Genomic DNA, 21097 nt, shown 5'->3' with positions numbered 1-21097 from the left:
GCGCTGTTTCGACGAGTGTGCCACGAAGCCCGGCCAGAGAGAACACAGCACTCTGCAATTTTCAGAGTGCCACTTGCCAAGTGTCCGACGCAGGAGGACAGTGTTCCGGTGAACCAGTACACGCTGCCGCCGTGCGCCACCGCGCCACGGCGACAGCGCCGTACGGCAGTCCTGCCCACTGTTGTGAGGAACCGGTCGTGGCTTCTGGTAACGCGCAGCCCTCAGGTCTCATGAGCCCTGCAGCCCCTCGGGTCATGGCCCAGCGCCCACCGCACCACACCGATCCGGTCCGCCGCTTCGCCTTCGAGCTCCCGGCCCTCACCGCGTCCGTCGCCCGGGCCCGCAGGCTCGCCGAGGAACGGCTCATCCTCTGGGGCTGCGGCCCCGAGATACGCGAGACCGTCGCCCTCGTCGTCTCCGAACTCGTCACCAACGCCGTCGTGCACACCGCCAGCAGCCGCTTCGTCTGCGAACTCCGCGAAGGCGAGGAGACCCTGCGCATAGCCGTACGGGACGAGGGCGGCCCCGCCGGACCGCGGATACGCGACTGCGGCGCGGAGGAACGCGGCCGCGGACTCCTCATCGTCGACGCGCTCTGCACCGCCTGGGGCGCCGACCGCACCGGCCACGGCACCGCGCAGATCGTCTGGGCGGAACTCGCCCACGGCATGGGGGAACCGTGCTGAGGTCGATCCGCATCATCCCGCGGGCCCTCAGGTCCCCCGAGGCCGCCTCCGTACCGGCCCCGCGCCGCTCCCTGGAATCCCACCGCGTCCAGGCCCACCCGCGCGAGCTCGGCGCCACCCGCCTCGCCGTCCCCGTCGGACTCCACACCGGCCTCGGCTGCGACGCCGTCGGCGTCCCCGCCCGCTTCGGCTTCAAGATCCTCTCCCGCCTCCCCGCCAAGGGCTGCGTCTACGCCGACTCCGACTGGTGGTGGTGGCTCGTCCCCGCCGGCTCCGACCACGACCTCACCTGGCCGCTGCCCGCCTGCTACGCCCCCGGCGCCGAGATCCCGGACCGCCGCCCGCGCCTCATCCACCACCCCGACGGCACCTCCCCCTACACCCCGCCGATCCCCCTCTACCTCCTCGTCTGCCAGCTCACGGGCATCGCGCCGTCCTGGCCGGCGCCCCCGGTGGGCAGCGCGCTCTGACACGCCCGGTCCGTGACCACTCAGGGGTGTCTTCACTCCGAGTGCCTCCCGACCGGGCAGGACACCCCCTAGGCTCGGTGCCATGTTCACCCCGCAGGGTCCCAGCCTCCGCGAGCTGACCGTCCAGGCCCTCTCCTCCGTCGAGCACGGCTACGACCTGCTCGCGAGCAAGTTCGACGCCACCCCCTTCCGCACCTCCGACCGGCTCCTGACCGCGGTCGCCCACACCCTGGAGACCCTCGGCCCCTTCGACTCCGGCCTCGACGTCTGCTGCGGCACCGGCGCCGGACTCGGCGTCCTCCGCTCGGTCTGCGCGGGCCGGATCACGGGCGTCGACTTCAGTACGGGCATGCTGACCCGGGCCCGGAACGCCCACCCGACCGCCGACCTGGTCCGCGCCGACGCCCTGGCCCTCCCCTTCGCCCCGGTCTTCGACCTGGCGGTCAGCTTCGGCGCCTTCGGCCACTTCCTCCCGGCCGACCAGCGCACCCTCTTCGCCCAGGTCCACGCCGCCCTGCGCCCGGGCGGCACCTTCGCCTTCCCGCTCCCCGCCCCACCACCGGTCGGCTCCCGCCTCTACTGGACCCTGTGGGGCTTCGACGCGGCGATGCGCGTCAGGAACGCCGTCTGGCACCCGCCGTTCGTCATGTACTACCGCACCTTCCGCCTCGCGGACGTCCGCGCCCGCCTGGAGGACAGCGGCTTCGAGGTCTCCCTCGCCCCGATCGAACCCCTGGGCCGCCGGGAGGACGGCAGCCCGCGCTGCAGGCTGGTGGTGGCGCGCAAGAGGTGACGCCCCGGCGCAACGAAAAGTGCCGGTCGATACGAGATCGACCGGCACTTCCGTGTGGTGTCCGAGGGGGGACTTGAACCCCCACGCCCGATAAAGGGCACTAGCACCTCAAGCTAGCGCGTCTGCCATTCCGCCACCCGGACCAGGTGATTGTCGTTTCGGGGTTTCCCCCGCGGCGACAGAGATAACTCTACCAGGGGTTCGAGGTGGCTTTCACCAGCGTTTTCCATGGTCAGTGGGGTGGGACGGTCTCCTTGCCCCAGGGAACCCGACGCCCCCCGACGCCGGTTCCGTGAAAGCCACCCTGACGACCCCGACGCGGTCCGGGCCAATCCTTCGGCCGGAGTCCGTCAGGTCGCGGTCAGCGCACCTCGACCAGGCGGGCCGAGACCACCACGTTGCCCGCGTAGCCGCCCTCCTCCGTGAAGGTGCCGCCGCAGGTGATCAGGCGCAGTTCGGGGACGCCGGCGTCGCCGTAGACCCGCTCGGCGGGGAAGCCCTCCTTGGGGACGACCTCGACCCCGTACACGGCGAAGACGGCCGTCCTGCCGTCGCGGCGGGCGATCTCGACGCGGTGTCCCTTGCCGACGGCGCCGAGGTCGTAGAAGACGGCCCGGCCGCCCGGGGTGTCGACGTGGCCGACGACGACGGCGGTGCCGCGTTCGCCGGGGGTGACCGCGCCGGTGAACCAGCCCGCGAGCCGGTCGTCCTCGGGCGGCGGGGCCTCGATCCAGCCGTCGGGGTCCAGTCCGACCGCGGTGACGGGTGCGTCGATGCGGACGGCGGGGACGCGGACCCGGACCGGGGGCGAGGCGGGCAGCGGAGGGGGTACGGGCACGGGGGCGAGGGCGGCGACACCGGCCCGCGTCCCGTCGGGTGCGGCGGCGGCGAGGGGCTGCGGCGGGCCGGCGCCCTGGAGGTCCCCCGTACCGCCGCGTACGAGGTGCACGCCGATGAGCAGGACGACGGCGATGACGCCCCAGGCGCCACGCCGTCCGGTGCGGTCCGGCTGCGTCGTACCGTCCGGGCCGCCCGTGCCGTCCGGGCCGCCCGTGCCGTCGGAAAGCCCCACGTCCGCCCTCCTCCTCGTGCCCTGCGGTACGCGAGGCCCGTCGCGCACGCGGCCGTCCCCGCGTGCGGTGCGTACTGGCGCCCCTCCGCCCCGGACCTCGTCACACCGGGGCGGAGGGGCCGTTCTCAGGCGCGGCCGTCGGCGCGGCGGCGGGTGAGCACGACGGCGGCGCCGAGCGCTCCGGCGATCAGCAGGACGCCCGTGACCACTTCGGTGGTGCCGAGCCCCTCTGTGTCCGCGCCGGAGGCGGCGGCGGTTCCGTAGCCGGCCTTCACGCCCTTGTGGGCGCCGGTGTGCGTGCCCGTGCCGGTGTCGTGTCCGGTGGTCCCGCCGGTGTCGCCGCCGGCGATGGTGAGTTGGGTGGTGCCCCGCTCGCCCTTGCAGTCGAAGGTGATCTCGACCTGGCTGCCGGCCTTGGCGTCGACGTCCACGGTCGCCGTGGCCGGGCGGCCCTCGTTGAGGGTCACGGTCTCGAACACGGTGGAGGTGACGGTCACGGAGGGCACTTCGCAGCCGTCCGAGGTGAGGGTGACGGTGCCGCCGGGGGCGATCGTCGCGGGGGTGACGGAGAAGCCGAACGACGTGATGTTGCCGTCGCCGTCGCCGGCCGCGGCCAGGGGCGCGATCGCGACGACGGCGACGGCGCCGAGCAGGGCGGCGGAAGCGGCACGTATCACGCGCATGGCGGTCCTCCAGATCACGGGAGGGCTCGGACGCGGAGCGATTCCGCGTCCGGAAGGGAACGACCCTCACCGCGATCGAAGCTAGGTCCGCCCCCGGCCCCCCGCCACCGGCACTCCGCCGAACGGGTCACGAGGACCCCGGGCCCTACGGGACGCGGACGACCTGTCCCGCGTACGAGAGGTTGCCGCCGAAGCCGAAGAGCAGGACCGGGGCGCCGGAGGGCAGCTCGCCGCGTTCGACCAGCTTGGACAGGGCCAGCGGGATGGAGGCGGCCGAGGTGTTGCCGGAGTCGACGACGTCCCGGGCGACGACGGCGTTGACGGCGCCGATCTTCGCGGCGAGCGGCTCGATGATCCGCAGGTTGGCCTGGTGCAGGACGACGCCCGCGAGGTCCTCGGGGGCGATGCCGGAGCGCTCGCAGGTCTGCCGGGCGAGGGCCGGCAGCTGCTGGGTGGCCCAGCGGTAGACGGACTGCCCCTCCTGGGCGAAGCGCGGCGGGGTGCCCTCGATGCGGACGGCGTGGCCCATCTCCGGGACGGAGCCCCACAGGACCGGGCCGATGGCGCCGGTGTCGGTCTCGGTGGCCTCGACGATCGCGGCGCCGGCCCCGTCACCGGTGAGGACGCAGGTGGTGCGGTCGGTCCAGTCGGTGATCTCGGTCATCTTGTCGGCGCCGATGACGAGGGCGCGGCGGGCGGCCCCGGCGCGGACGGCGTGGTCGGCGGTGGCCAGGGCGTGGGTGAAGCCGGCGCAGACCACGTTGAGGTCCATGGTGGCGGGCGAGCCCATGCCGAGGCGGGCGGCGACGCGGGCGGCCGTGTTCGGCGAGCGGTCGATCGCGGTGGAGGTGGCGACGAGGACGAGGTCGATGTCGCCCGCGGTGAGGCCGGCGGCGGCGAGCGCCTTGCCGGCCGCGTGGGCGGCGAGCTCGTCGACCGGCTCGTCGGGCCCGGCGACGTGCCGGGTGCGGATGCCGACCCGGCTGAGGATCCACTCGTCGCTCGTGTCGACCAGCTCGGCGAGGTCGTGGTTGGTCAGCACCTTGGCGGGCTGGTAGTGCCCGAGCGCGGCAATGCGAGTGCCCGTCATTCTCGGGACCCCCTAGGTGGTTCGTTCGTCCGGCAGGATTCCCCAGTCTTGCCAGCGACTGATCAGTAACAGGTGACGTAAACCACCAACATTCCCCCGAATCGCTTGGCCGACCGTGACAACGGGCCCGGGACGGACGGGTGCGCGGATGCGCGTGCGGGGGTGGGGCGTGGCGGAGAATGGGGCGGACAGGGCCTTCCGGCCTTCCCTGCGGAGAGAATCGAGTGCGGTCACGATGGGACGGGTCACCGAGCGACGGCGTGTCCTGCGGATCCGGGGCGAGGCGGTCAACACGCGGCCCGACACCCTGGTGGCGGAGGAGCCGCTGGAGATCCGGCTGAACGGCCGGCCGATCGCGATCACCATGCGCACGCCGGGCGACGACTTCGCGCTCGCGGCCGGTTTCCTGGTGAGCGAGGGGGTCCTCGGGGCGGCGTCGGACGTGCGGAACATCGTGTACTGCGCGGGCGCCACGGACGACGGCCGCAACACGTACAACGTGGTGGACGTGCAGCTGGCCCCCGGTGTGACGGTCCCCGACATCACCCTTGAGCGGAACGTCTACACGACGTCCTCGTGCGGGCTGTGCGGCAAGGCCAGCCTGGACGCGGTCCGCACCACGGCCCGCTTCCCGATCGCCGACACTCCCCCGGTACGGGTCAGCCCCGAGCTGCTTTCGATGCTCCCTGAGCGGCTGCGGGCCGCGCAGCGGGTCTTCGACTCGACCGGCGGGCTGCACGCCGCGGCGCTGTTCGCGGAGGACGGCGAACTGCTCGACGTACGGGAGGACGTGGGCCGGCACAACGCCGTGGACAAGCTCGTGGGGCGGGCGTTGCGGGAGGGCCTGCTGCCGCTGGAGCGTGCGGTGCTGCTCGTGTCGGGGCGGGCCTCGTTCGAGCTGGCGCAGAAGGCCGTGATGGCGGGGATCCCGGTGCTCGCCGCGGTGTCCGCGCCGTCCTCGCTCGCCGTCGACCTGGCCGCCGAGACGGGCCTGACGCTGGTCGGCTTCCTGCGCGGGCCGGACATGAACGTGTACGCGGGCGAGCACCGGATCGACGTGAAGGCGCCCTAGTGTCTGTCCGGCCCTGATCCGCCGGACAGGCCCTAGTAGTGCTTCGTTACGTCGAGTGATCTCGCCTGGTGGTGGGCATCTCCCGGTCATGAGGCTTGGGGAGGTGGAACGGCTCCGGGATGAGTTGTCGGAGTTCGTTGCCGATGTGTTCGCCTCGTTGCCGCGGCGGGATCAGCGCCGGTGGGGCGGGTGTTATCTGCGGGGTCTGATGCTGGACGGCCGGCGGAAGTCGATCCAGCCGATGGCCGAGCGGCTGCCGGACGGGAACATGCAGGCCCTGCAGCAGTTCGTGAACCAGTCGCCGTGGGATCCGCTACCGGTGCGGCGGCGGATCGCCGAGCGGTTGAGCGAGGCGATCCGGCCTGAGGTGTGGGTGATCGACGATGTGTCGTTCCCCAAGTGCGGCACCGCTTCGGTGGGGGTGGCCCGGCAGTACTGCGGAGCGTTGGGCAAGCGGGCGAACTGCCAGGTCGCCGTCAGCGTGCACGCGGCCACCGACACCGCATCGTGCCCGCTCGACTGGGAACTGTTTCTGCCCGAGGACTGGGCGGCCGATCACGTACGACGTCAGCGTGCCGGGATTCCCGACGAGGTCGGGCACGTCTCGAAGCCCTACTTGGCTCTGGGACTGTTGGACCGGATGGCCGAGCAGGGTCTCGCGGTGCCGGTGATCGTGGCCGATGCCGGTTACGGCCGAAGCGTGGGTTTCCGCCTCGCTTTGGAGGAACGCGGCTGGTCCTATGTCATAGCGGTGGATCCGAAGGAAGTCGCCCGCCCGGCCGCGGCCGACCCGTTCCAGCCCGCCTACGGCGGTCTGGGGCCGCCCACGCTGCCCCGCTACCGAGAGCCGGCCCGGCCCCTGACCTCGTTCGTCACCCCGGACACCTCGTTCCAACAAGTCGCCTGGCGGCAGGGCAGCAAGGGCCTGATGACCTCCCGCTTCGCCGTGATCGAAGTCCGGCCGTCGGGCAAGGAAGCCTGCCGCACCGCCCAGGAACAGGCCGGTGGACGCAACCGCTGGGACGGTGTTCTCCCGCTGAAGACCCTGCTGGTCGAACAGCCGGCGGATGCCGCCGGGCCGACCGGTTTCTGGATGACCGACCTGCCCGCCACCACACCCGTCACCGACCTGGTCCGCTGGGCGAAGATGCGCTGGCGCATCGAACACGACTACCGCGAGCTCAAGCACGGCCTGGGCCTGGACCACTTCGAGGGCCGGACCTGGCGCGGCTGGCACCATCACGTCACCCTCGTCACCGCCGCCCAGGCCTTCCTCACCCTGCGGCGCCTCGACCCAAAAGCACGCACGCCGGCCTGACCCTCTACCAGGTCCTCGACGCCCTTCAGGACCTGCTGCAGTGCTGGACCGGCACCTGCACCACCTGCGGCCGACGCCTGCCCCGCAACACAACCAGACTCAGAACCTAACGAAGCACTACTAGTTCTTCGGCGGGTCGATCATCTGGAGTTCGAGGGTCGCCGGGGGCGGCACGACGCCGGGGCCGCCTGCCGCCGTCCAGGCGAGGACCTCGTCGAGGCAGTCCTCGTCGGCGCTCCAGCCGATCCAGGCGGCCCTGCCTCCCCTGCGCCGCCCCTCGGTGGACGGCTGGACCACGAGGACGTTCGCCTGGGCGCAGGGGCCGAGGCAGTCGCTGGTACGGACGAGCAGTCGGCCGCCGGAGGCCGCGGCGGCCTCGCGGAGGCGGGCGAGCTGACCGGCGTGGTCCATGCCGGGGTTCTTGCGGGGGTCTCCGCAGCAGCAGCCCCGGCAGACGACGAGGGAGCAGGGGCGGGCCCCGTACCGTATCGGCACGCGGGTCACTCGGGGCCGTCCAGGGTGATCGCGGAGACGGGGGCGACGGTGCCGAGGCGCGGGAAGTCGAGGTCGACGGAGGCGCGGTGCTCGTCGGCGGTGAGCGCGGACATGGCGTCCTCGGCGAAGACGAGGTCGTAGCCCAGGTCGCAGGCGGCGCGGGCGGTGGACTCGACGCCGAGGTTGGTGGCGATGCCGCCGAGGACGAGGGTGGTGGCGCCGAGTCCGGAGAGCAGCTCGTGGAGTCCGGTGTCCTGGAAGCCGCCGATGGTGCGCTTGACGACGACGGGGTCGCCGTCGCGGACGAGGTCGGGGACGAGCTCGCTGCCGGGCGGCTGGGCGTCGACGTTCGGCCGCTCGACGCGGATGTGGACGACGGGCGCGCCGACGGCCCGGAAGGTGTCGGCGAGCCGGGCGGAGGCGGCGAGGACCTCGGTGCCGGGGCGGGGGGCGAGGGGCAGCGCGACGATGCGTTCCATCAGGTCGACGAGGACGAGCGCGGTGCGGCCGGGATCGAGTGCGGGCATGGGAGCACCGTAGCGGCCCGGATGATCATCAGGTGCCGGCCGTCGGCACCTCGGGGGCCCGTACGGGTTCGGGAGCGGCCGCCGCGGGCCCGGCCACGGCTCCGGTTCCGGTTTCCTCGGCCGCTTCCGGGTCCCTCGAACGGCGCTTCGCGATGACCGCGCAGACCATCAGCTGCATCTGGTGGAAGAGCATCAGCGGGAGCACGGCGAGGGAGGCCTGCGGGCCGAAGAGGACGCTCGCCATCGGCAGCCCGGCCGCCAGGCTCTTCTTGGAGCCGGCGAACTGGATCGCGATCCGGTCGGCCCGGTCGAAGCCGAGGCGCCCGGCCCCGTACCAGGTCAGGGCCAGCATCACCGCGAGGAGCACGGCCTCGACGGCGAGCAGCGCGCCGAGCCGGGCGGGGGTCACCAGGTGCCAGATGCCGGCGACCATGCCCTGGCTGAAGGCGGTGTAGACGACGAGGAGGATCGAGCCGCGGTCGACGTATCCGAGGACCTTCTTGTGCCGGACGAGGAAGCCGCCGACCCAGCGGCGCAGGAACTGCCCGGCCAGGAACGGCACGAGGAGCTGGAGCACGATCTTCAGGAGCGCGTCGGCGGAGAGGCCGCCCCCGCTGTTGCCGAGGAGCAGGGCCGCGAGCAGCGGGGTGAGGACGATGCCGGCGAGCGAGGAGAACGAGCCGGCGCAGATCGCGGCGGGCACGTTGCCCCGGGCGATCGAGGTGAACGCGATGGAGGACTGGATGGTGGACGGCACCAGGCAGAGGAAGAGGAAGCCGCTGTAGAGCTGGGGGGTGAGGACGCCGGGCACGAGGCCTCGGGCGGCGAGGCCGAGGAGCGGGAAGAGCAGGAAGGTGCAGCCGAGGACGGTGAGGTGGAGCCGCCAGTGCTTGAGGCCGTCAAGGGCCTCGCGGGTGGAGAGCCGGGCCCCGTAGAGGAAGAAGAGCAGGGCGACGGCCCCGGTCGACGCGCCTTCCGTGACCGTCGCGGCGGCCCCGGAGGCGGGGAGGAGCGCGGCGAGGGCGACCGTGCCGAGCAGCGCGAGCACGTACCCGTCGACGGGCAGCCAGGACGGCAGGCGGAGGGGGCGGCGGGCGGTACGGCCGGGCGTACGGGGGGTCATGGGCTCCAGTGCTCCTACGGGGATCGCGCGTGTCCATCCTGCGCCACGGCCCGGTGATCGGGAATCCCGTACAGCACTCTGACTGTCATCATGATTCGCGATAACGTCGTGGGGTGTACGAGCCCACCCAGCTGCGCACCTTCCTCGCCGTGGCCCAGACGCTGAGCTTCACGCGCGCGGCGGACCGGCTCGGCCTTCGCCAGTCGACCGTCAGCCAGCACGTGCGGCGCCTGGAGGAGGCGACGGGCCGGCCGCTGTTCGCCCGCGACACGCATCGCGTGGAGCTCACGGAGGACGGCGAGGCGATGCTCGGTTTCGCGCGCACGATCCTCCAGGCGCACGAGCGGGCGGCGGCCTTCTTCGGCGGGACGCGGCTGCGCGGGCGGCTGCGGTTCGGCGCGTCGGAGGACTTCGTGACGACCCGGCTGCCGGAGATCCTGGAGTCCTTCCGGCGCGAGCACCCCGAGGTCGACCTGGAGCTGACGGTCGAACTGTCCGGGACGCTCCAGGCGCGGCTCGCGGCCGGCCGTCTCGATCTGATCCTGGCCAAGCGGCGCGGGGCGGAGAGCGAGGGCCGGCTCGTGTGGGAGGACACGCTCATCTGGATCGGGGCGCCGGGGCTGCGGCTCGACCCGGACCGTCCGGTGCCGCTGATCCTGTACCCGCCGCCGGGGATCACCCGGGCGCGGGCCCTGGAGGCGCTGGAGGCGCAGGGCAGGGCGTGGCGGATCGCGTGCACGAGTTCCAGCCTGAGCGCGAACGTGGCGGCGGCCCGCGCGGGGCTCGGGGTGATGGCGCACACGCGGGGCCTGGTGCCGCCGGGGCTCGTCCCGGTGCCGGCCCGCGCGGGGCTTCCGGAGCTCGGGGACGTGGGCTTCGTCCTGCGCAAGGGGCGCCGGGGCGGGGAGAGCCAGGAGGCGGCGGACGCCCTCGCGGAGGCGATCCTGGCGGGCGGCGACCGGCTGCACAGGCCTCGCTGAACCGGCGGCGACCGGGCTTGTACCGGCTTCCGCCGAACCGGTCGGCGACCGGGCTGTACGGGCTTCGCCGAACCGGTCGGCGACCGACTGCGCAGGCTTCGCCGAACCGGCGGCGCCGACCTCGCCGAACCGTAGGTAACCGCTTGCGGCGCCCCGGGGGAGCATGGGGCGAGAAGGCGCCACTGCGGTGCTTCCGGGTCGGGGGCGTGAGCGGCCCGTACAGATTCCGTGGAGATTCGGCCCCGGAGTACTTACCGTCGGGTCAGTATTGCGGGCGAGACGCCCCCGACTCGGCTGCCTCACCGGCCCTGACCTGTGCGAACGCGGAATGTCCCGGCTTGGTGAAGGCCCTCCCACCGGCCGGTCGCGTGGGGTACCGTCACCGGCGCCGTACGGAGTGCGACAACGGGCTTTTCCAGCCACGAGCCGTCGAGGAGCAGGTCAGTGCGCGAGTTCACCGTGCCGCCCGTCGAGGCGGCGCCTCAGGTCGGCGGTCTGGCGGACGCCGTGTTCGACCACGCCCTCGCCGAGCCGGGCCGGATCGCCTTCGGCCGCAAGGGCCCGGACGGGGAGTGGCACGACGTGACCGCCGCCCGGTTCCGGGACGAGGTCGTGGGTCTCGCGAAGGGGCTGATCGCGCAGGGCGTGCGGTTCGGCGACCGGGTCGCGATCATGGCCAGGACCCGGTACGAGTGGACGCTCTTCGACTTCGCGCTGTGGACGCTGGGCGCGCAGCCCGTGCCGGTCTATCCGACGTCCTCCGCCGAGCAGGTCTTCTGGATGCTGCACGACGCCGAGGTCACGGCCTGCGTGGTGGAGCACGAGGACCACGCGATGACGATCGGCTCGGTGATCGACCGGCTGCCCCGGCTCCAGCGGCTGTGGCAGCTGGACGCGGACGCGGTGGGCGAGCTGACGGCGGCGGGCCGGGAGATCGACGAGGAGGTCGTGCACCGGCACCGGCGGGCGGTGACCCCGGAGACGGTGGCGACGGTCATCTACACCTCGGGGACGACGGGCCGCCCCAAGGGCTGTGTGATCACCCACGCGAACCTGATGTTCGAGACGGACATGGTGATGGGCCGCTGGGAGCCGGTGTTCCGCTCCCGGCCCGACGAGCAGGCCTCGACGCTGCTGTTCCTGCCCCTCGCGCACGTCTTCGGGCGGATGGTGGAGGTCGCGGCGGTCCGGGGCGGGGTGAAGCTGGGGCACCAGCCGGTGATGGCGGCGGCCGAGCTGCTGCCCGACCTGGTGGCGTTCCGGCCGACGTTCGTGCTCGCCGTGCCGTACGTCTTCGAGAAGGTCTTCCACGCGGCCCGCCGCAAGGCGGAGGGCGAGGGGAAGGCGGGCCCCTTCGACAAGGCCGTGGAGGTGGCGGTCGCGTACGCGGAGGCGCTCGAGCAGAAGGCCTTCGGGACCGGTCCCGGCCCTTCGGCGGCGCTGCGCGTGCAGCACCAGTTCTTCGAGAAGACGGTGTACGTGAAGGTGCGGGCGGCCCTGGGCGGGCGGGTGCGGCACGCGATGTCGGGCGGTTCGGCGATGGACCGCAGGCAGGGTCTTTTCTTCGCGGGCGCGGGGATCACCGTCTTCGAGGGGTACGGGCTGACCGAGTCCTCGGCCGCCGCCACGGCGAACCCGCCCGGGCGCACCAAGTACGGCACGGTGGGCCAGCCGGTCCCGGGGACGACGGTGCACATCGCGGAGGACGGCGAGGTGTGGCTGCACGGCGGCCAGGTCTTCTCCGGCTATCTGAACGCTCCGGAGGCGACGGCCGCCGTCCTCAACGACGGCTGGCTGGCCACCGGGGACATCGGTGCCCTCGACGCGGACGGCTATCTGACGATCACCGGGCGGAAGAAGGAGATCCTGGTGACCTCCGGCGGCAAGAGCGTCTCCCCCACCGCCCTGGAGGAGCGGGTGCGGGCGCATCCGCTGATCGCCCAGTGCATCGTGGTCGGCAACGACCGGCCGTACATCGCCGCGCTCGTGACGATCGACCAGGAGGCGGTGGAGCACTGGCTCGCGATGCAGGGGCGGGCGCCGCTCTCCCCGGCCCAGCTGGTGCGCGACCCGGCCCTGGAGACGGAGATCCGGCGGGGGGTGGTGGCGGCGAACACGCTGGTCTCGCAGGCGGAGTCGATCCGCACGTTCCGGATCCTGGCGCATCCCTTCAGCGAGGAGCACGGGCTGCTCACCCCCTCGCTGAAGTTGAAGCGGAAGGCGATCGAGCGGGCGTACGCGGCGGAGGTCGCGGCGCTGTACGGCTGACCGGCCGGCTGGAATGCGGAGCGGCCCGTGATCGTTGACGCTGGGAGTACCTCCGTAGAGCCAGTGACGACGTAAGGATCCATCCCACGTGAGCACGGACAGCAACGTTCCCTCGATCACCCTGAACAACGGCGTGGAGATGCCGCAGCTGGGCTTCGGCGTCTGGCAGGTGCCGGACGCCGAGGCGGCGGCGGCCGTGACGACGGCCCTGGAGGCCGGGTACCGCTCGATCGACACGGCGGCGATCTACGAGAACGAGCGGGGCACCGGCGAGGCCGTGGCCGCCTCCGGGATCCCCCGCGAGGAGCTGTTCGTCACCACGAAGCTGTGGAACAGCGAGCAGGGCTACGACTCGACGCTGCGCGCCTTCGACGCCTCCCTCGACAAGCTGGGGCTCGACCACGTCGACCTGTACCTGATCCACTGGCCGGTGCCGGCGAAGGACGCGTACGTCGACACGTACCGGGCGTTCGAGAAGATCCTCGCGGACGGGCGCGCCCGGGCGATCGGCGTCTCGAACTTCCTCCCGGAGCACCTGGAGCGGCTGATCGGCGAGACCTCGGTCGTGCCCGCCGTCAACCAGATCGAGCTGCACCCGCAGCTCGCCCAGGCGGAGTCGCGCGAGGCGCACGCCAAGCACGGCATCGCGACCGAGGCGTGGTCGCCGCTCGGCCAGGGCAGGGGGCTCCTGGACGTCCCCGCGATCGTCGCGATCGGCCGCAAGCACGGACGGACGCCGGCCCAGGTGGTGCTGCGCTGGCACCTCCAGCTGGGGAACGTGGTGATCCCGAAGTCGGTCACCCCCTCGCGCATCCGCGAGAACATCGACGTCTTCGGCTTCGAGCTGGACGCCGAGGACCTGGCGGCGATCGCCGCCCTCGACGAGGGCCGCCGTCTGGGCCCGAACCCGGCGGAGTTCAACGTCGGCGCCTGAGCGCGCGAAGGCGCGGCGGCCGCACCCGCGGGTGCGGCCGCGGCCTTCTCAGTAGCCGTCCACGCCGAGTTCGGTGATCGAGGCGAAGAGGTGCTCCCAGACCTCGGCGCCGGGTGCGCCCTCGGCGAGGGCCTCGGCGTCGACGGCCTCCATCGCGCGGAGGAAGTCCTTCACGCCCTCCTCCCCCGAGTACGGGTCCCAGCAGGCGCCCATGTGACGGCGGACGCCCTCCAGGAACCGGACGAAGGCCTCCAGGTCGCGGACGAGCGGGAAGACGGCGTCTCCGCCCGGGCCGTGGCTGCCGTCCGGCTGGCGCATTCCGACGGCGCCGGTCGCCGGGTGGACGAAGACCTCCCCGGCGTCGCAGTACCCGAGGTCGAACGCGCCGACGCGCAGCAGGCCTTCGGGACCTGGGCTCAGCAGCTCGTCGGCGACCGCGAAGGACGTGACTCCCGCCGCCCAGTGGCGGGGCAGTCCGGCCTCGGCGAGCAGCGCCCGGGTCGGTGCGTGCGTCAGGGCCGCGGGCAGGTCGGCCGCCGGGACGCGGAGGACCCCGGAGGGGCCGAAGACCGCGTCGAGCCGGGCCGCGGTGAGCGGTCCTTCCGCGTGTCTCGTGCCGGGCCGGAACCACGGCCCGCCGTCCGCCGGGGCCGGGCGGGAGGAATCGGCCCCGCCCCTCGGCCAGTCGGCGAGTGCCTCGTCGTTCTGCTCCACCACGGCCACGCCGCGCGCGTCGAGGAAGACGTAGCGGCCGCCGTCCAGCGGGATCGGCTCCTCCCAGGAGTCGGGGTGGCGCAGCGCCCAGGACTCGTCGTCGCCGTCGAACAGCCAGGGCCCGTCCGGCTCGGTCTCCTCGTACGGTTCGGCCGTGCCCTCGGCGGGGGCGGGCCTGCGCCGGCCGGTGGCCAGGTCGAACCAGGTGTCCTCGCACCACAGGGCCCAGACCTTCAGGAGCGGGGTGCCCTCGGCCTCGTACACCTCGGCGGAGCGGTCGCCGCTGAGGTTCGGGGCGGCCTCGTGGGCGCCGACCGGCCGCCACCAGACCCACACCGTCCGCCAGGGCAGCCCCGGTTCGGCGGCCGCCACGCGCTCGGCGTACTCCCGGTGGCCGAGGACGGTCGCGGCGAAGTGCAGCCAGGAGGCGAACTCGGCGGACGTCACCGGGGCGCTCCCGAAGACCGCCTCGGCCTGGGTGAACACCTCGCGGCCGACGCCACCGTGCTCCTCCGGCAGGGCGTCGAGGCGGGCGCGGAGCTCGGCGCGGTCGTGGCGCAGGACCTGGGCGGGGTCGTCGAGCAGGGTACGGAGATCGAGATCGGTCACCGGCCCATCGTGCCAGGTGGGGCTGTTGTCGTACCCGGGACGTAGAGTCGGAGACACCCCCTGGGGGTGCGCGCGACAGTGTCGGTCGCGCTGCCCAACTGCCCTGCGAAGAGAAGGAGTCGGTACGGTGAGCGGTGCCCCGGAGCCCGTGAAGGAGGGCCTCTACCGGCTGCGGAACGTGGCCAGCGGACTGCTCCTGGAGGTGTACCAGGGGTCGGGCCGCAGCGGGGCCAAGGTCCAGCAGGGCACCGGGAACGGAACTCCCGGCCAGCACTGGCACATCACGTCCGTGCCGAACGGCGGCGGGCTCTACCACCTGGTCAACGCGGCCAGCGGCAAACGGCTCGACGTCGCGAACGCGTCCACGGAGAACGGCGCGCACATCCAGCAGTGGAGGGCCAACAACTTCGGCGCTCAGGAGTGGGTCATCGAGCAGGACCTCCAGTCACCGGGGACGGTGGCCCTGGTGAGCTTCATCAGCGGTCTGCTCCTGGAGGTCGCCGACGAGTCGAAGGAGGACGGGGGGAACGTCCAGCAGTGGGAGGACACCGACTCACCGTTCCAGTGGTGGCGTCTTGAGCCGGTGTCCTGAGCCGGTGTCCTGACCCGGGCCCCGTCCGGGCTCAGCCCTTGCGGGCGGTGTGCACGGTGTGGGCGGTGAGGTGGAACAGGTCCGTGCGGTGGTGCAGGGACAGTGCGTCGGCCGGGTCGAGCAGCCGGTCGAGCGTCTCCTTGTCGTCGGCGTCGAGCCGGGCGGCCAGGCCGTCCCGGAGGCGCTCGTAGTGGGCGACGGCCAGCTCCCGGACGGCCGGGGAGACGGGCGCGGGGACGTCCACGAGGAAAGTGCGGGTGCCGGCCGGGGTGAGGCCGGCGCCGGCGAGCAGCGCCCGCCAGTCGTCCGGCTCGTCCTTGGAGTCCGGGAGCTCGGCGCGCATCTCGCCGAACCAGTCGGCGTGGGCGGCGTCGAGCCGGGCCTCCAGGCCGGGCCTGCCGATCCCGATGTTCTGGGGCAGGTGCCGGCGGGGCAGCCCGCCCTCGACGAGGACGATCAGGCCGCCAGGGTTCAGGATGCCGGCGAACTCCGCGAGCGCGGCGCTCTGGTCGCCCATGTGGTGCAGGGAGTTGCCCGCCCAGACGAGGTCGGCCTGCCCCAGGGTGCCGATCCCTTCGGGGAGTTCGGCGTGGAGGGTGGAGACCCGGGCGCCGAGGCCACGGGCGTCCGCGCGGGCCCGGGCCCGGGCGAGGAGTTCGGGGCTGCCGTCGACGGCGACCGCCTCGGCGGCCGGGAACGCCTCGGCGAGCAGGCCGGTCACGACCCCGGGGCCGCTGCCGACGTCGAGGATCCGGCGGACGCCCTGCACCGGCGCGAGGGTGCCCAGCCAGGCCGCGGCCTCCGCGTAGGCGGGGCTCGCGACCTCGGCCTGCCGCTCCAGGAGCGGCGCCATCTCGCTCCAGTCGAGGTGGGTGTGGTCGTGGGGACCGTGACCGTGACCGGTGCCGTGCTGGTGGCCGTGGTGGGACGCGTGATGCTGGCTCATGGCACCAGGGTGCGGCGGGACGGCCGAGAGCGCCAGAAATGTTGCCGGTCCGGCAACATGACCCGGGCCCGTCAGCCGCGCCCCCGGTGTTCCTGCGGGCTGATGCCCCGTACGCGCTTGAAGGCGGCGCTCAGGGCGAACGCGCCGCTGTAGCCGACCTGCCGGGCCACGGACTCGACGGTGGCGTCCGTCTCGCGGAGCAGGTCGGCGGCGAGCGCGAGCCGCCAGCCGGTGAGGTACGCCATCGGGGGCTCCCCGACGAGCTCGGTGAAGCGGCGGGCGAGCGCGGCCCGGGACACGCCCGACTTCGCGGCGAGCGAGGCGACGGTCCAGGGGTGGGCGGGGTCGCTCTGGAGCAGCCGGAGCGCCCGGCCGACCACCGGGTCGCCCATCGCGCGGTACCAGGCGGGGGCCTCGGCCCCCGGCCGGGAGAACCAGGCGCGGACGGCGGCGATGAGCAGCAGGTCGAGGACCCGGTCGAGGACGACGCTCTGGCCGGGTTCGTCGCGGGAGATCTCCTCGTCGAGGAAGGGCATGAGGGGGCAGTTCCACACGTCGGCGGGCAGGTGCACGAGGCCCGGCAGGGCGTCGAGGAGCCTGCGGCCGACCTCGCCGTCCATCAGGTAGGTGCCGACGAGGACCGTGGTGCCGCCGTCGGGGGCGTTGCCCCAGGTGCGGACGCCGAGGCGCATGGACTGGGCGAGCGGCTCCCCGGAGAGGGTGGTGCAGCGGCCGTCGGGGCCGATCCTGGCGCGGGGCGGGGCGTCGGGGGCGTGGGCGACGGTGTACGGCTCGGGGCCGCGGGCGATGGCGATGTCCCCGGGGCGCAGCAGGACGGGTTCGCCGGTGTCGGGGACGATCCAGGCCTCGCCCTCGGTGACGCACATGAGGCAGATCGGGGCCTCGTCCTCGATGCGCACGGACCACGGCGGTTCCATGATCATGCGGAGCAGGAAGGCGCCTTTGGCGCGTGGCCCGTCGAGGAGTCCGGCGAGTGCGTCCATGGAGCGCAAGGGTAGGGCGTCGGCGGGGCAGGCGGGCTGAGACGGATGCGTAGGCGGGTGAGACGGCACAGCATGGGCGGGCGGGGCCGCGGGCGGGAGTCTTGGGCCATGACGACGCAGACGAACAACACGCAGCAGACGCAGAACACGACGGTCCTGGTGACCAGCGCCACCGGCAAGACCGGGCGGCGCGTGGCCGAGCGGCTGACCGCCCGCGGTACGACGGTCCGGGCCGGGTCCCGGACCGGGGCGACCGTCTTCGACTGGGAGGCCCCGGAGACCTGGGCGCCCGCCCTGCGGGGCGCGGACGCCGCGTACGTGGCGTACTACCCGGACCTGGCCGCCCCCGGTGCGGTGGAGGCGATGGAGACCTTCGGCCGGCTGGCCGTGGAGAACGGCGTACGGCGGCTCACGCTCCTCTCCGGGCGCGGGGAGCCGGCGGCGGTCCTGGCGGAGGAGGCCCTGCGGGCGGCGGCGTCCGGGGCCGAACTGACCTTCGTACGGGCCTCGTTCTTCGCGCAGAACTTCTCCGAGGGGCTGCTCGCGGAGGGCGTCGCCGAGGGCGCGGTGGTCTTCCCGGCGGGTGACACGGCCGAGCCGTTCGTCGACGCGGACGATCTGGCGGACGTCGTCGTCGAGACCCTGACGGCGGACGGGCACGCGGGGCGGGTGCACGAGGTGACGGGCCCCCGGCCGGTGGGCTTCGCGGAGGTGGCGGCGGAGGTCTCCCGCGCCTCGGGCCGCCCGGTGGTCTACCAGGCGGTGTCCGAGGCGGAGTACGCGCAACTGCTCGCCGGGTTCGGGCTCGCGGTCGACGAGGCGGAGTGGCTTGCGGCCCTGTTCGGCACGCTCCTCGACGGGCACAACGCCTCGGCGACGGACGGCGTGAAGCGGATCCTGGGCCGGGAGCCGCGCTCCTTCGCCGAGTTCGCGACGGAGGCGTGGGGCGCGGCGGAGGCGTGGGGCGCACCGGAGGCGTGACCGGTTCAGGCGTACCGTTCCGCCAGCGTCCGTACCGTCGCGGCGATGCTCTCCCGGAGGCCCTCGGGGGCGAGGACCTCCACCTCCGCGCCGAGGCCGAGGAAGGTGTCGTGGGCGTGCTGCGGCGATTCGACGGGGAGGGTGGCGCGCGTCCAGCCGTCCGGTTCGGGGGTGCCGGTGGCGGCGAGGGCCCGGGCGGTGGCGCCGGTGAGCCGGGTGGCGCCGCGCGGGGAGATCCGTACGAGCGCCTCTCCCCGGTACAGCCGGGCGTGGAAGTCCTCCTGGGAGGCCCGCCAGTGGGCGACGAGGTCGAAGTCGTCCGGGATCTCGGCCTCCTCGTCGGTGACGGTGACGGCGAGGATCTGGTCGACGCGGTAGGTGCGCGGCCCGGGTCCGGCGACCAGGTACCAGCGGCCGGCCTTGAGGACGAGACCGTACGGCTCCAGGCGCCGGTCGACGTCGGTCGGTTCCTTCCAGCGGCGGTAGCGGACCTCCAGGACGCGTCCGGTGCGGACCGCGTCGGCGACCTCGTGCAGGAACGGGGCCTCGGTGGACTCCGCGTACCAGCCGGGGGCGTCGATGTGGAAGCGGGCCCGCAGCCGGTCGACGTGCTCCCGCAACGGCGCGGGCAGCGCGGCCCGCAGCTTCAGCTGGGCGTCCGCGAAGTGCGGGCCGAGCCCGAGTTCGTCGGCGGCGACGGGCAGCCCGGCGAGGACGAGGGCCTCGGCCTCGCGGGCGTACAGCTCGGCGAGGCGGTGCCGGTATCCGGCGAGCAGCCGGTAGCCGCCGCGGTGCCCGGCGTCCCCGTACAGCGGCACTCCGGCGGCCTGCAGCGCCTCCACGTCGCGGTAGACGGTGCGGACGGAGACCTCCAGTTCCCCGGCGAGGCGGGCGGCCGTGAGCGGACCGCGGGTCTGGAGCAGGAGGAGGAGCGAGACGAGCCGGCTGGACTTCACTGACACACGGTGTCAGTGAAGGCTCCTTACGGTCCAGTCATGGCTTTCTCAGAGAAGAGACTCCTGGTCCTGCCGCCGGTCGAGATCGCCGGGCGGCACCTGAAGCGCTATCACGTCACCTCCGACCCGGAGGGCATCGAACCGGAGGTGGAGGAGGCGGCGTACGCGCTGCTTCCGGAGCTGCTGCCGGCTCCGGACGGCACCCCGGCGGCGGGCTTCGTGGTGCTGCACCGGGGTGGTGACAGCGGCGCTTACCTCAACGCGTACAGCTGGGTGTGGGACAACGTGCTCCACTTCGGCGGCGGGGCCGCCGGGCAGCCCGCCCTGGACTGCCCCGACACCGATCCGGCGCACTTCGTGCGGGTCGACCGGTCGTGGATCGGCTGCGTATGGGAGCTGGCGCCGCTCGGGCACGAACGGGAGGCCTGGGTACGGCACGTGCTGACGCCCGAAACGCCGGATCTGGCCGGCTACCTCGCGGACGCGCTGCCGTCCGGGACGACGGGGACGGGGGCGGGCGCGTGACCGACGACGGTTTCTCCTTCCTCGACGGGCGCTGGCGGGTCCACAACCGCCGTCTCGCGGACTTCCTCGACCCGGAGAGCGGGTGGAAGGAGTTCGAGGGGCACACCACCGGCTGCCTCTTCTGGGACGGCCGGGCCCACGTCGACGAGATCGTCTTCCCCTCGGAGGGGTTCAGCGGTCTTACGCTGCGGCTGTACGAGCCGGAGACCGGCGAGTGGACGCTGAACTGGTCCAACAGCCGTACGGGCAGGCTGGATCCGCCCGTACGGGGCCGGTTCTCGGCCGACGGTACGGGCGAGTTCCACGGCGCGGACAGCTACGCCGGACGGCCGGTACGGGTGCGGTTCCGGTGGTCCGGGATCGGGCCGGACTCGGCCCGTTGGGAGCAGGCGTTCGCGGCCGAAGGCACCGACGCGTGGGTGACGAACTGGGTGATGGAGTTCAGCCGCGCCTGACGAAGCTCGCGAGCCGGTAACGGGGGTCGGCTCGGGGGCGGTCCTGGTCCGGCAGGTCGGACAGGGCGGCGGCGAGGGTCTCGGTGGTCGCCGGGTCGCCGTCGAACCAGGAGGCGAAGTAGCCGGCGCGGAGTTTGCGGACGGTGTCGCGCGGGGTGGCGCCCTGGCCGTGGCCGGTGAAGCGGGTGCCGGGGGCGGGGTCGAGGCCGTGGGCGGCCGCGTATCCGGTGATCAGGTCGGTGCGGTCGGAGGCCGCCCCGGCCGAGCGGTACGGGCGGAGGACCGCGTCGATGTCGCTGTCGACGTCGTGGGCGGCGTCCTTGTCGACGGTGGCGACGAGGACGCCGCCGGGGCGCAGCACCCGGGCCGCCTCGGCGACGATGTCCGCCGCGAAGGGGACCAGGTGCAGCAGCCAGACGGCCGTGACGGCGTCCAGGGAGGCGTCGGGCAGCGGCAGCCGCCGGGCGTCGGCCCGTACGACGCGGCCGGGGGCCCGGTCGGCGGCGACCCGCGCCATGGCGTGGGCGGCGTCGGCGCCGTACACCCGCAGGCCGGTCCGTACGAGCCGCTCGGTGACGAGGCCGGTGCCGCAGGCGAGGTCGAGGAGGGTGCGGGCGCCGGGCGGGACGAGCCGCAGGACGGCCCCCGCGGCCGCCTCGGCCCTGGGCACCCCGCCGCGGGTCTCGTCGTAGTGCGCCGCCTCGGCCTCGTAGTCGAGCGTGGTCTCCCCCATGACCACGATCCTAACGACAGGTCGGTTCCCGCCGTGGCGGGGGCGATCCTGACGACGGGTCGGTTCCCGCC

23 protein-coding genes and 1 tRNA gene are annotated in these 21097 nt (G+C 73.5%); 12 read left to right on the top strand and 12 right to left on the bottom strand.

The annotated features are described in order from the left end of the window. Positions 1-254 precede the first annotated feature (254 nt). The 3 genes from SVTN_RS31115 (at position 255) to SVTN_RS31105 (ending at position 1949) form a co-directional block, all read left to right on the top strand. Entirely contained in the window at positions 255-686 is a 432-nt protein-coding gene (locus tag SVTN_RS31115; protein ID WP_041132081.1) for an ATP-binding protein, read from the top strand. A gap of 71 nt (positions 687-757) precedes the next feature. Further along, positions 758-1156: a hypothetical protein gene (locus SVTN_RS31110; protein WP_041134418.1), complete on the top strand. Its 399-nt coding sequence runs from the start codon at positions 758-760 to the stop codon at positions 1154-1156. A gap of 82 nt (positions 1157-1238) precedes the next feature. Then, positions 1239-1949 carry a class I SAM-dependent methyltransferase gene (locus tag SVTN_RS31105; protein ID WP_041132080.1) on the top strand — a complete coding sequence of 237 codons (711 nt, stop codon included), beginning with the start codon at positions 1239-1241 and terminating at the stop codon, positions 1947-1949. Between the two features lie 55 nt (positions 1950-2004). On the opposite strand, the gene SVTN_RS31100 is transcribed toward SVTN_RS31105, so the two are convergent. The 4 genes from SVTN_RS31100 to SVTN_RS31085 all read right to left on the bottom strand — a co-directional run bounded on the left by SVTN_RS31100 (position 2005) and on the right by SVTN_RS31085 (position 4794). Further along, a tRNA-Leu gene (locus SVTN_RS31100) sits at positions 2005-2092 on the bottom strand. 218 nt (positions 2093-2310) lie between these two features. After that, a complete protein-coding gene (locus tag SVTN_RS31095; protein ID WP_041132079.1) occupies positions 2311-3021 on the bottom strand; it encodes a class F sortase in 711 nt (236 codons plus the stop codon). 125 nt (positions 3022-3146) lie between these two features. After that, positions 3147-3704, bottom strand: coding sequence for a hypothetical protein (locus SVTN_RS31090; protein WP_041132078.1), 558 nt, complete (start codon positions 3702-3704; stop codon positions 3147-3149). Between the two features lie 145 nt (positions 3705-3849). After that, positions 3850-4794, bottom strand: a complete 945-nt coding sequence (locus SVTN_RS31085) for a beta-ketoacyl-ACP synthase III (protein WP_041132077.1) — start codon at positions 4792-4794, stop codon at positions 3850-3852. A 235-nt stretch (positions 4795-5029) separates the two neighbouring features. On the opposite strand from SVTN_RS31085, the gene fdhD reads away from it, so the two are divergent. Together fdhD and SVTN_RS31075 are read left to right on the top strand one after the other, a co-directional pair. Beyond that, positions 5030-5866, top strand: coding sequence for a formate dehydrogenase accessory sulfurtransferase FdhD (gene fdhD, locus SVTN_RS31080; protein WP_041132076.1), 837 nt, complete (start codon positions 5030-5032; stop codon positions 5864-5866). A gap of 88 nt (positions 5867-5954) precedes the next feature. Further along, on the top strand, positions 5955-7184 hold the full coding sequence (locus SVTN_RS31075; protein ID WP_078908110.1) for an IS701 family transposase: 1230 nt from the start codon (positions 5955-5957) through the stop codon (positions 7182-7184). Between the two features lie 120 nt (positions 7185-7304). Here the strand turns inward: SVTN_RS31075 and SVTN_RS31070 are convergent, their stop codons facing one another. From SVTN_RS31070 to SVTN_RS31060, 3 genes are read right to left on the bottom strand one after another with little or no spacing between them, the layout of a single operon-like run. Then, positions 7305-7688 carry a hypothetical protein gene (locus tag SVTN_RS31070; RefSeq protein ID WP_041132075.1) on the bottom strand — a complete coding sequence of 128 codons (384 nt, stop codon included), beginning with the start codon at positions 7686-7688 and terminating at the stop codon, positions 7305-7307. Continuing rightward, positions 7685-8206 carry an isochorismatase family protein gene (locus tag SVTN_RS31065; RefSeq protein ID WP_041132074.1) on the bottom strand — a complete coding sequence of 174 codons (522 nt, stop codon included), beginning with the start codon at positions 8204-8206 and terminating at the stop codon, positions 7685-7687. Before SVTN_RS31065 ends, SVTN_RS31070 begins: the two co-directional genes overlap by 4 nt. 28 nt (positions 8207-8234) lie before the next feature. Continuing rightward, entirely contained in the window at positions 8235-9329 is a 1095-nt protein-coding gene (locus tag SVTN_RS31060; protein WP_041132073.1) for a bile acid:sodium symporter family protein, read from the bottom strand. A 113-nt stretch (positions 9330-9442) separates the two neighbouring features. Between SVTN_RS31060 and SVTN_RS31055 the strand changes: the two genes are divergently transcribed. The 3 genes from SVTN_RS31055 to SVTN_RS31045 all read left to right on the top strand — a co-directional run bounded on the left by SVTN_RS31055 (position 9443) and on the right by SVTN_RS31045 (position 13511). Continuing rightward, on the top strand, positions 9443-10309 hold the full coding sequence (locus SVTN_RS31055) for a LysR substrate-binding domain-containing protein (RefSeq protein ID WP_041132072.1): 867 nt from the start codon (positions 9443-9445) through the stop codon (positions 10307-10309). Positions 10310-10753: 444 nt separating this feature from the next. Next, a complete protein-coding gene (locus tag SVTN_RS31050) occupies positions 10754-12577 on the top strand; it encodes an AMP-dependent synthetase/ligase (protein WP_052499390.1) in 1824 nt (607 codons plus the stop codon). Positions 12578-12716: 139 nt separating this feature from the next. Next, positions 12717-13511, top strand: a complete 795-nt coding sequence (locus tag SVTN_RS31045) for an aldo/keto reductase (RefSeq protein WP_052499749.1) — start codon at positions 12717-12719, stop codon at positions 13509-13511. A 48-nt stretch (positions 13512-13559) separates the two neighbouring features. On the opposite strand, the gene SVTN_RS31040 is transcribed toward SVTN_RS31045, so the two are convergent. After that, positions 13560-14834, bottom strand: a complete 1275-nt coding sequence (locus SVTN_RS31040) for an SUKH-4 family immunity protein (RefSeq protein ID WP_052499389.1) — start codon at positions 14832-14834, stop codon at positions 13560-13562. Positions 14835-14961: 127 nt separating this feature from the next. Here SVTN_RS31040 and SVTN_RS31035 point away from each other — a divergent pair, with 127 nt between their 5' ends. Further along, positions 14962-15426: an RICIN domain-containing protein gene (locus SVTN_RS31035; RefSeq protein WP_041132070.1), complete on the top strand. Its 465-nt coding sequence runs from the start codon at positions 14962-14964 to the stop codon at positions 15424-15426. A 31-nt stretch (positions 15427-15457) separates the two neighbouring features. Here SVTN_RS31035 and SVTN_RS31030 read toward each other — a convergent pair whose 3' ends face one another. Beyond that, positions 15458-16372: a class I SAM-dependent methyltransferase gene (locus tag SVTN_RS31030; protein ID WP_041132069.1), complete on the bottom strand. Its 915-nt coding sequence runs from the start codon at positions 16370-16372 to the stop codon at positions 15458-15460. 71 nt (positions 16373-16443) lie between these two features. Beyond that, positions 16444-17376 carry an AraC family transcriptional regulator gene (locus SVTN_RS31025; RefSeq protein ID WP_041132068.1) on the bottom strand — a complete coding sequence of 311 codons (933 nt, stop codon included), beginning with the start codon at positions 17374-17376 and terminating at the stop codon, positions 16444-16446. Positions 17377-17484: 108 nt separating this feature from the next. Here SVTN_RS31025 and SVTN_RS31020 point away from each other — a divergent pair, with 108 nt between their 5' ends. Next, a complete protein-coding gene (locus SVTN_RS31020; protein WP_041132067.1) occupies positions 17485-18357 on the top strand; it encodes a Rossmann-fold NAD(P)-binding domain-containing protein in 873 nt (290 codons plus the stop codon). Positions 18358-18362: 5 nt separating this feature from the next. On the opposite strand, the gene SVTN_RS31015 is transcribed toward SVTN_RS31020, so the two are convergent. Further along, entirely contained in the window at positions 18363-19313 is a 951-nt protein-coding gene (locus tag SVTN_RS31015; RefSeq protein WP_041132066.1) for a helix-turn-helix transcriptional regulator, read from the bottom strand. Between the two features lie 39 nt (positions 19314-19352). Here SVTN_RS31015 and SVTN_RS31010 point away from each other — a divergent pair, with 39 nt between their 5' ends. Beyond that, positions 19353-19838, top strand: coding sequence for a hypothetical protein (locus SVTN_RS31010; RefSeq protein WP_041132065.1), 486 nt, complete (start codon positions 19353-19355; stop codon positions 19836-19838). Beyond that, positions 19835-20293 carry a hypothetical protein gene (locus tag SVTN_RS31005; protein WP_041132064.1) on the top strand — a complete coding sequence of 153 codons (459 nt, stop codon included), beginning with the start codon at positions 19835-19837 and terminating at the stop codon, positions 20291-20293. Before SVTN_RS31010 ends, SVTN_RS31005 begins: the two co-directional genes overlap by 4 nt. Here SVTN_RS31005 and SVTN_RS31000 read toward each other — a convergent pair. Continuing rightward, the gene (locus SVTN_RS31000) at positions 20280-21026 is read right to left on the bottom strand and encodes a class I SAM-dependent methyltransferase (RefSeq protein WP_041132063.1); all 747 of its coding nucleotides are present in this window, start codon (positions 21024-21026) and stop codon (positions 20280-20282) included. The genes SVTN_RS31005 and SVTN_RS31000 overlap by 14 nt on opposite strands. Positions 21027-21097 lie beyond the last annotated feature (71 nt).

The organism is Streptomyces vietnamensis (assembly GCF_000830005.1).
GTDB classification, from domain to species: domain Bacteria; phylum Actinomycetota; class Actinomycetes; order Streptomycetales; family Streptomycetaceae; genus Streptomyces; species Streptomyces vietnamensis.
Note: the sequence above shows the minus strand (reverse complement) of the source record. Positions and strands in the feature narration are given on the sequence as shown.

What these genes read in the sequence shown, in the direction of transcription:
- SVTN_RS31010 (WP_041132065.1), top strand. Translation starts at nt 19,353, where the DNA reads ATGGCTTTCTCAGAGAAGAGACTCCTGGTCCTGCCGCCGGTCGAGATC.
- SVTN_RS31065 (WP_041132074.1), bottom strand. Translation starts at nt 8,206, where the DNA reads ATGCCCGCACTCGATCCCGGCCGCACCGCGCTCGTCCTCGTCGACCTG.
- SVTN_RS31020 (WP_041132067.1), top strand. Translation starts at nt 17,485, where the DNA reads ATGACGACGCAGACGAACAACACGCAGCAGACGCAGAACACGACGGTC.
- SVTN_RS31085 (WP_041132077.1), bottom strand. Translation starts at nt 4,794, where the DNA reads ATGACGGGCACTCGCATTGCCGCGCTCGGGCACTACCAGCCCGCCAAG.
- fdhD (WP_041132076.1), top strand. Translation starts at nt 5,030, where the DNA reads ATGGGACGGGTCACCGAGCGACGGCGTGTCCTGCGGATCCGGGGCGAG.
- SVTN_RS31030 (WP_041132069.1), bottom strand. Translation starts at nt 16,372, where the DNA reads ATGAGCCAGCATCACGCGTCCCACCACGGCCACCAGCACGGCACCGGT.
- SVTN_RS31105 (WP_041132080.1), top strand. Translation starts at nt 1,239, where the DNA reads ATGTTCACCCCGCAGGGTCCCAGCCTCCGCGAGCTGACCGTCCAGGCC.
- SVTN_RS31090 (WP_041132078.1), bottom strand. Translation starts at nt 3,704, where the DNA reads ATGCGCGTGATACGTGCCGCTTCCGCCGCCCTGCTCGGCGCCGTCGCC.
- SVTN_RS31045 (WP_052499749.1), top strand. Translation starts at nt 12,717, where the DNA reads ATGCCGCAGCTGGGCTTCGGCGTCTGGCAGGTGCCGGACGCCGAGGCG.
- SVTN_RS31000 (WP_041132063.1), bottom strand. Translation starts at nt 21,026, where the DNA reads ATGGGGGAGACCACGCTCGACTACGAGGCCGAGGCGGCGCACTACGAC.
- SVTN_RS31025 (WP_041132068.1), bottom strand. Translation starts at nt 17,376, where the DNA reads ATGGACGCACTCGCCGGACTCCTCGACGGGCCACGCGCCAAAGGCGCC.
- SVTN_RS31060 (WP_041132073.1), bottom strand. Translation starts at nt 9,329, where the DNA reads ATGACCCCCCGTACGCCCGGCCGTACCGCCCGCCGCCCCCTCCGCCTG.
- SVTN_RS31075 (WP_078908110.1), top strand. Translation starts at nt 5,955, where the DNA reads ATGAGGCTTGGGGAGGTGGAACGGCTCCGGGATGAGTTGTCGGAGTTC.
- SVTN_RS31115 (WP_041132081.1), top strand. Translation starts at nt 255, where the DNA reads ATGGCCCAGCGCCCACCGCACCACACCGATCCGGTCCGCCGCTTCGCC.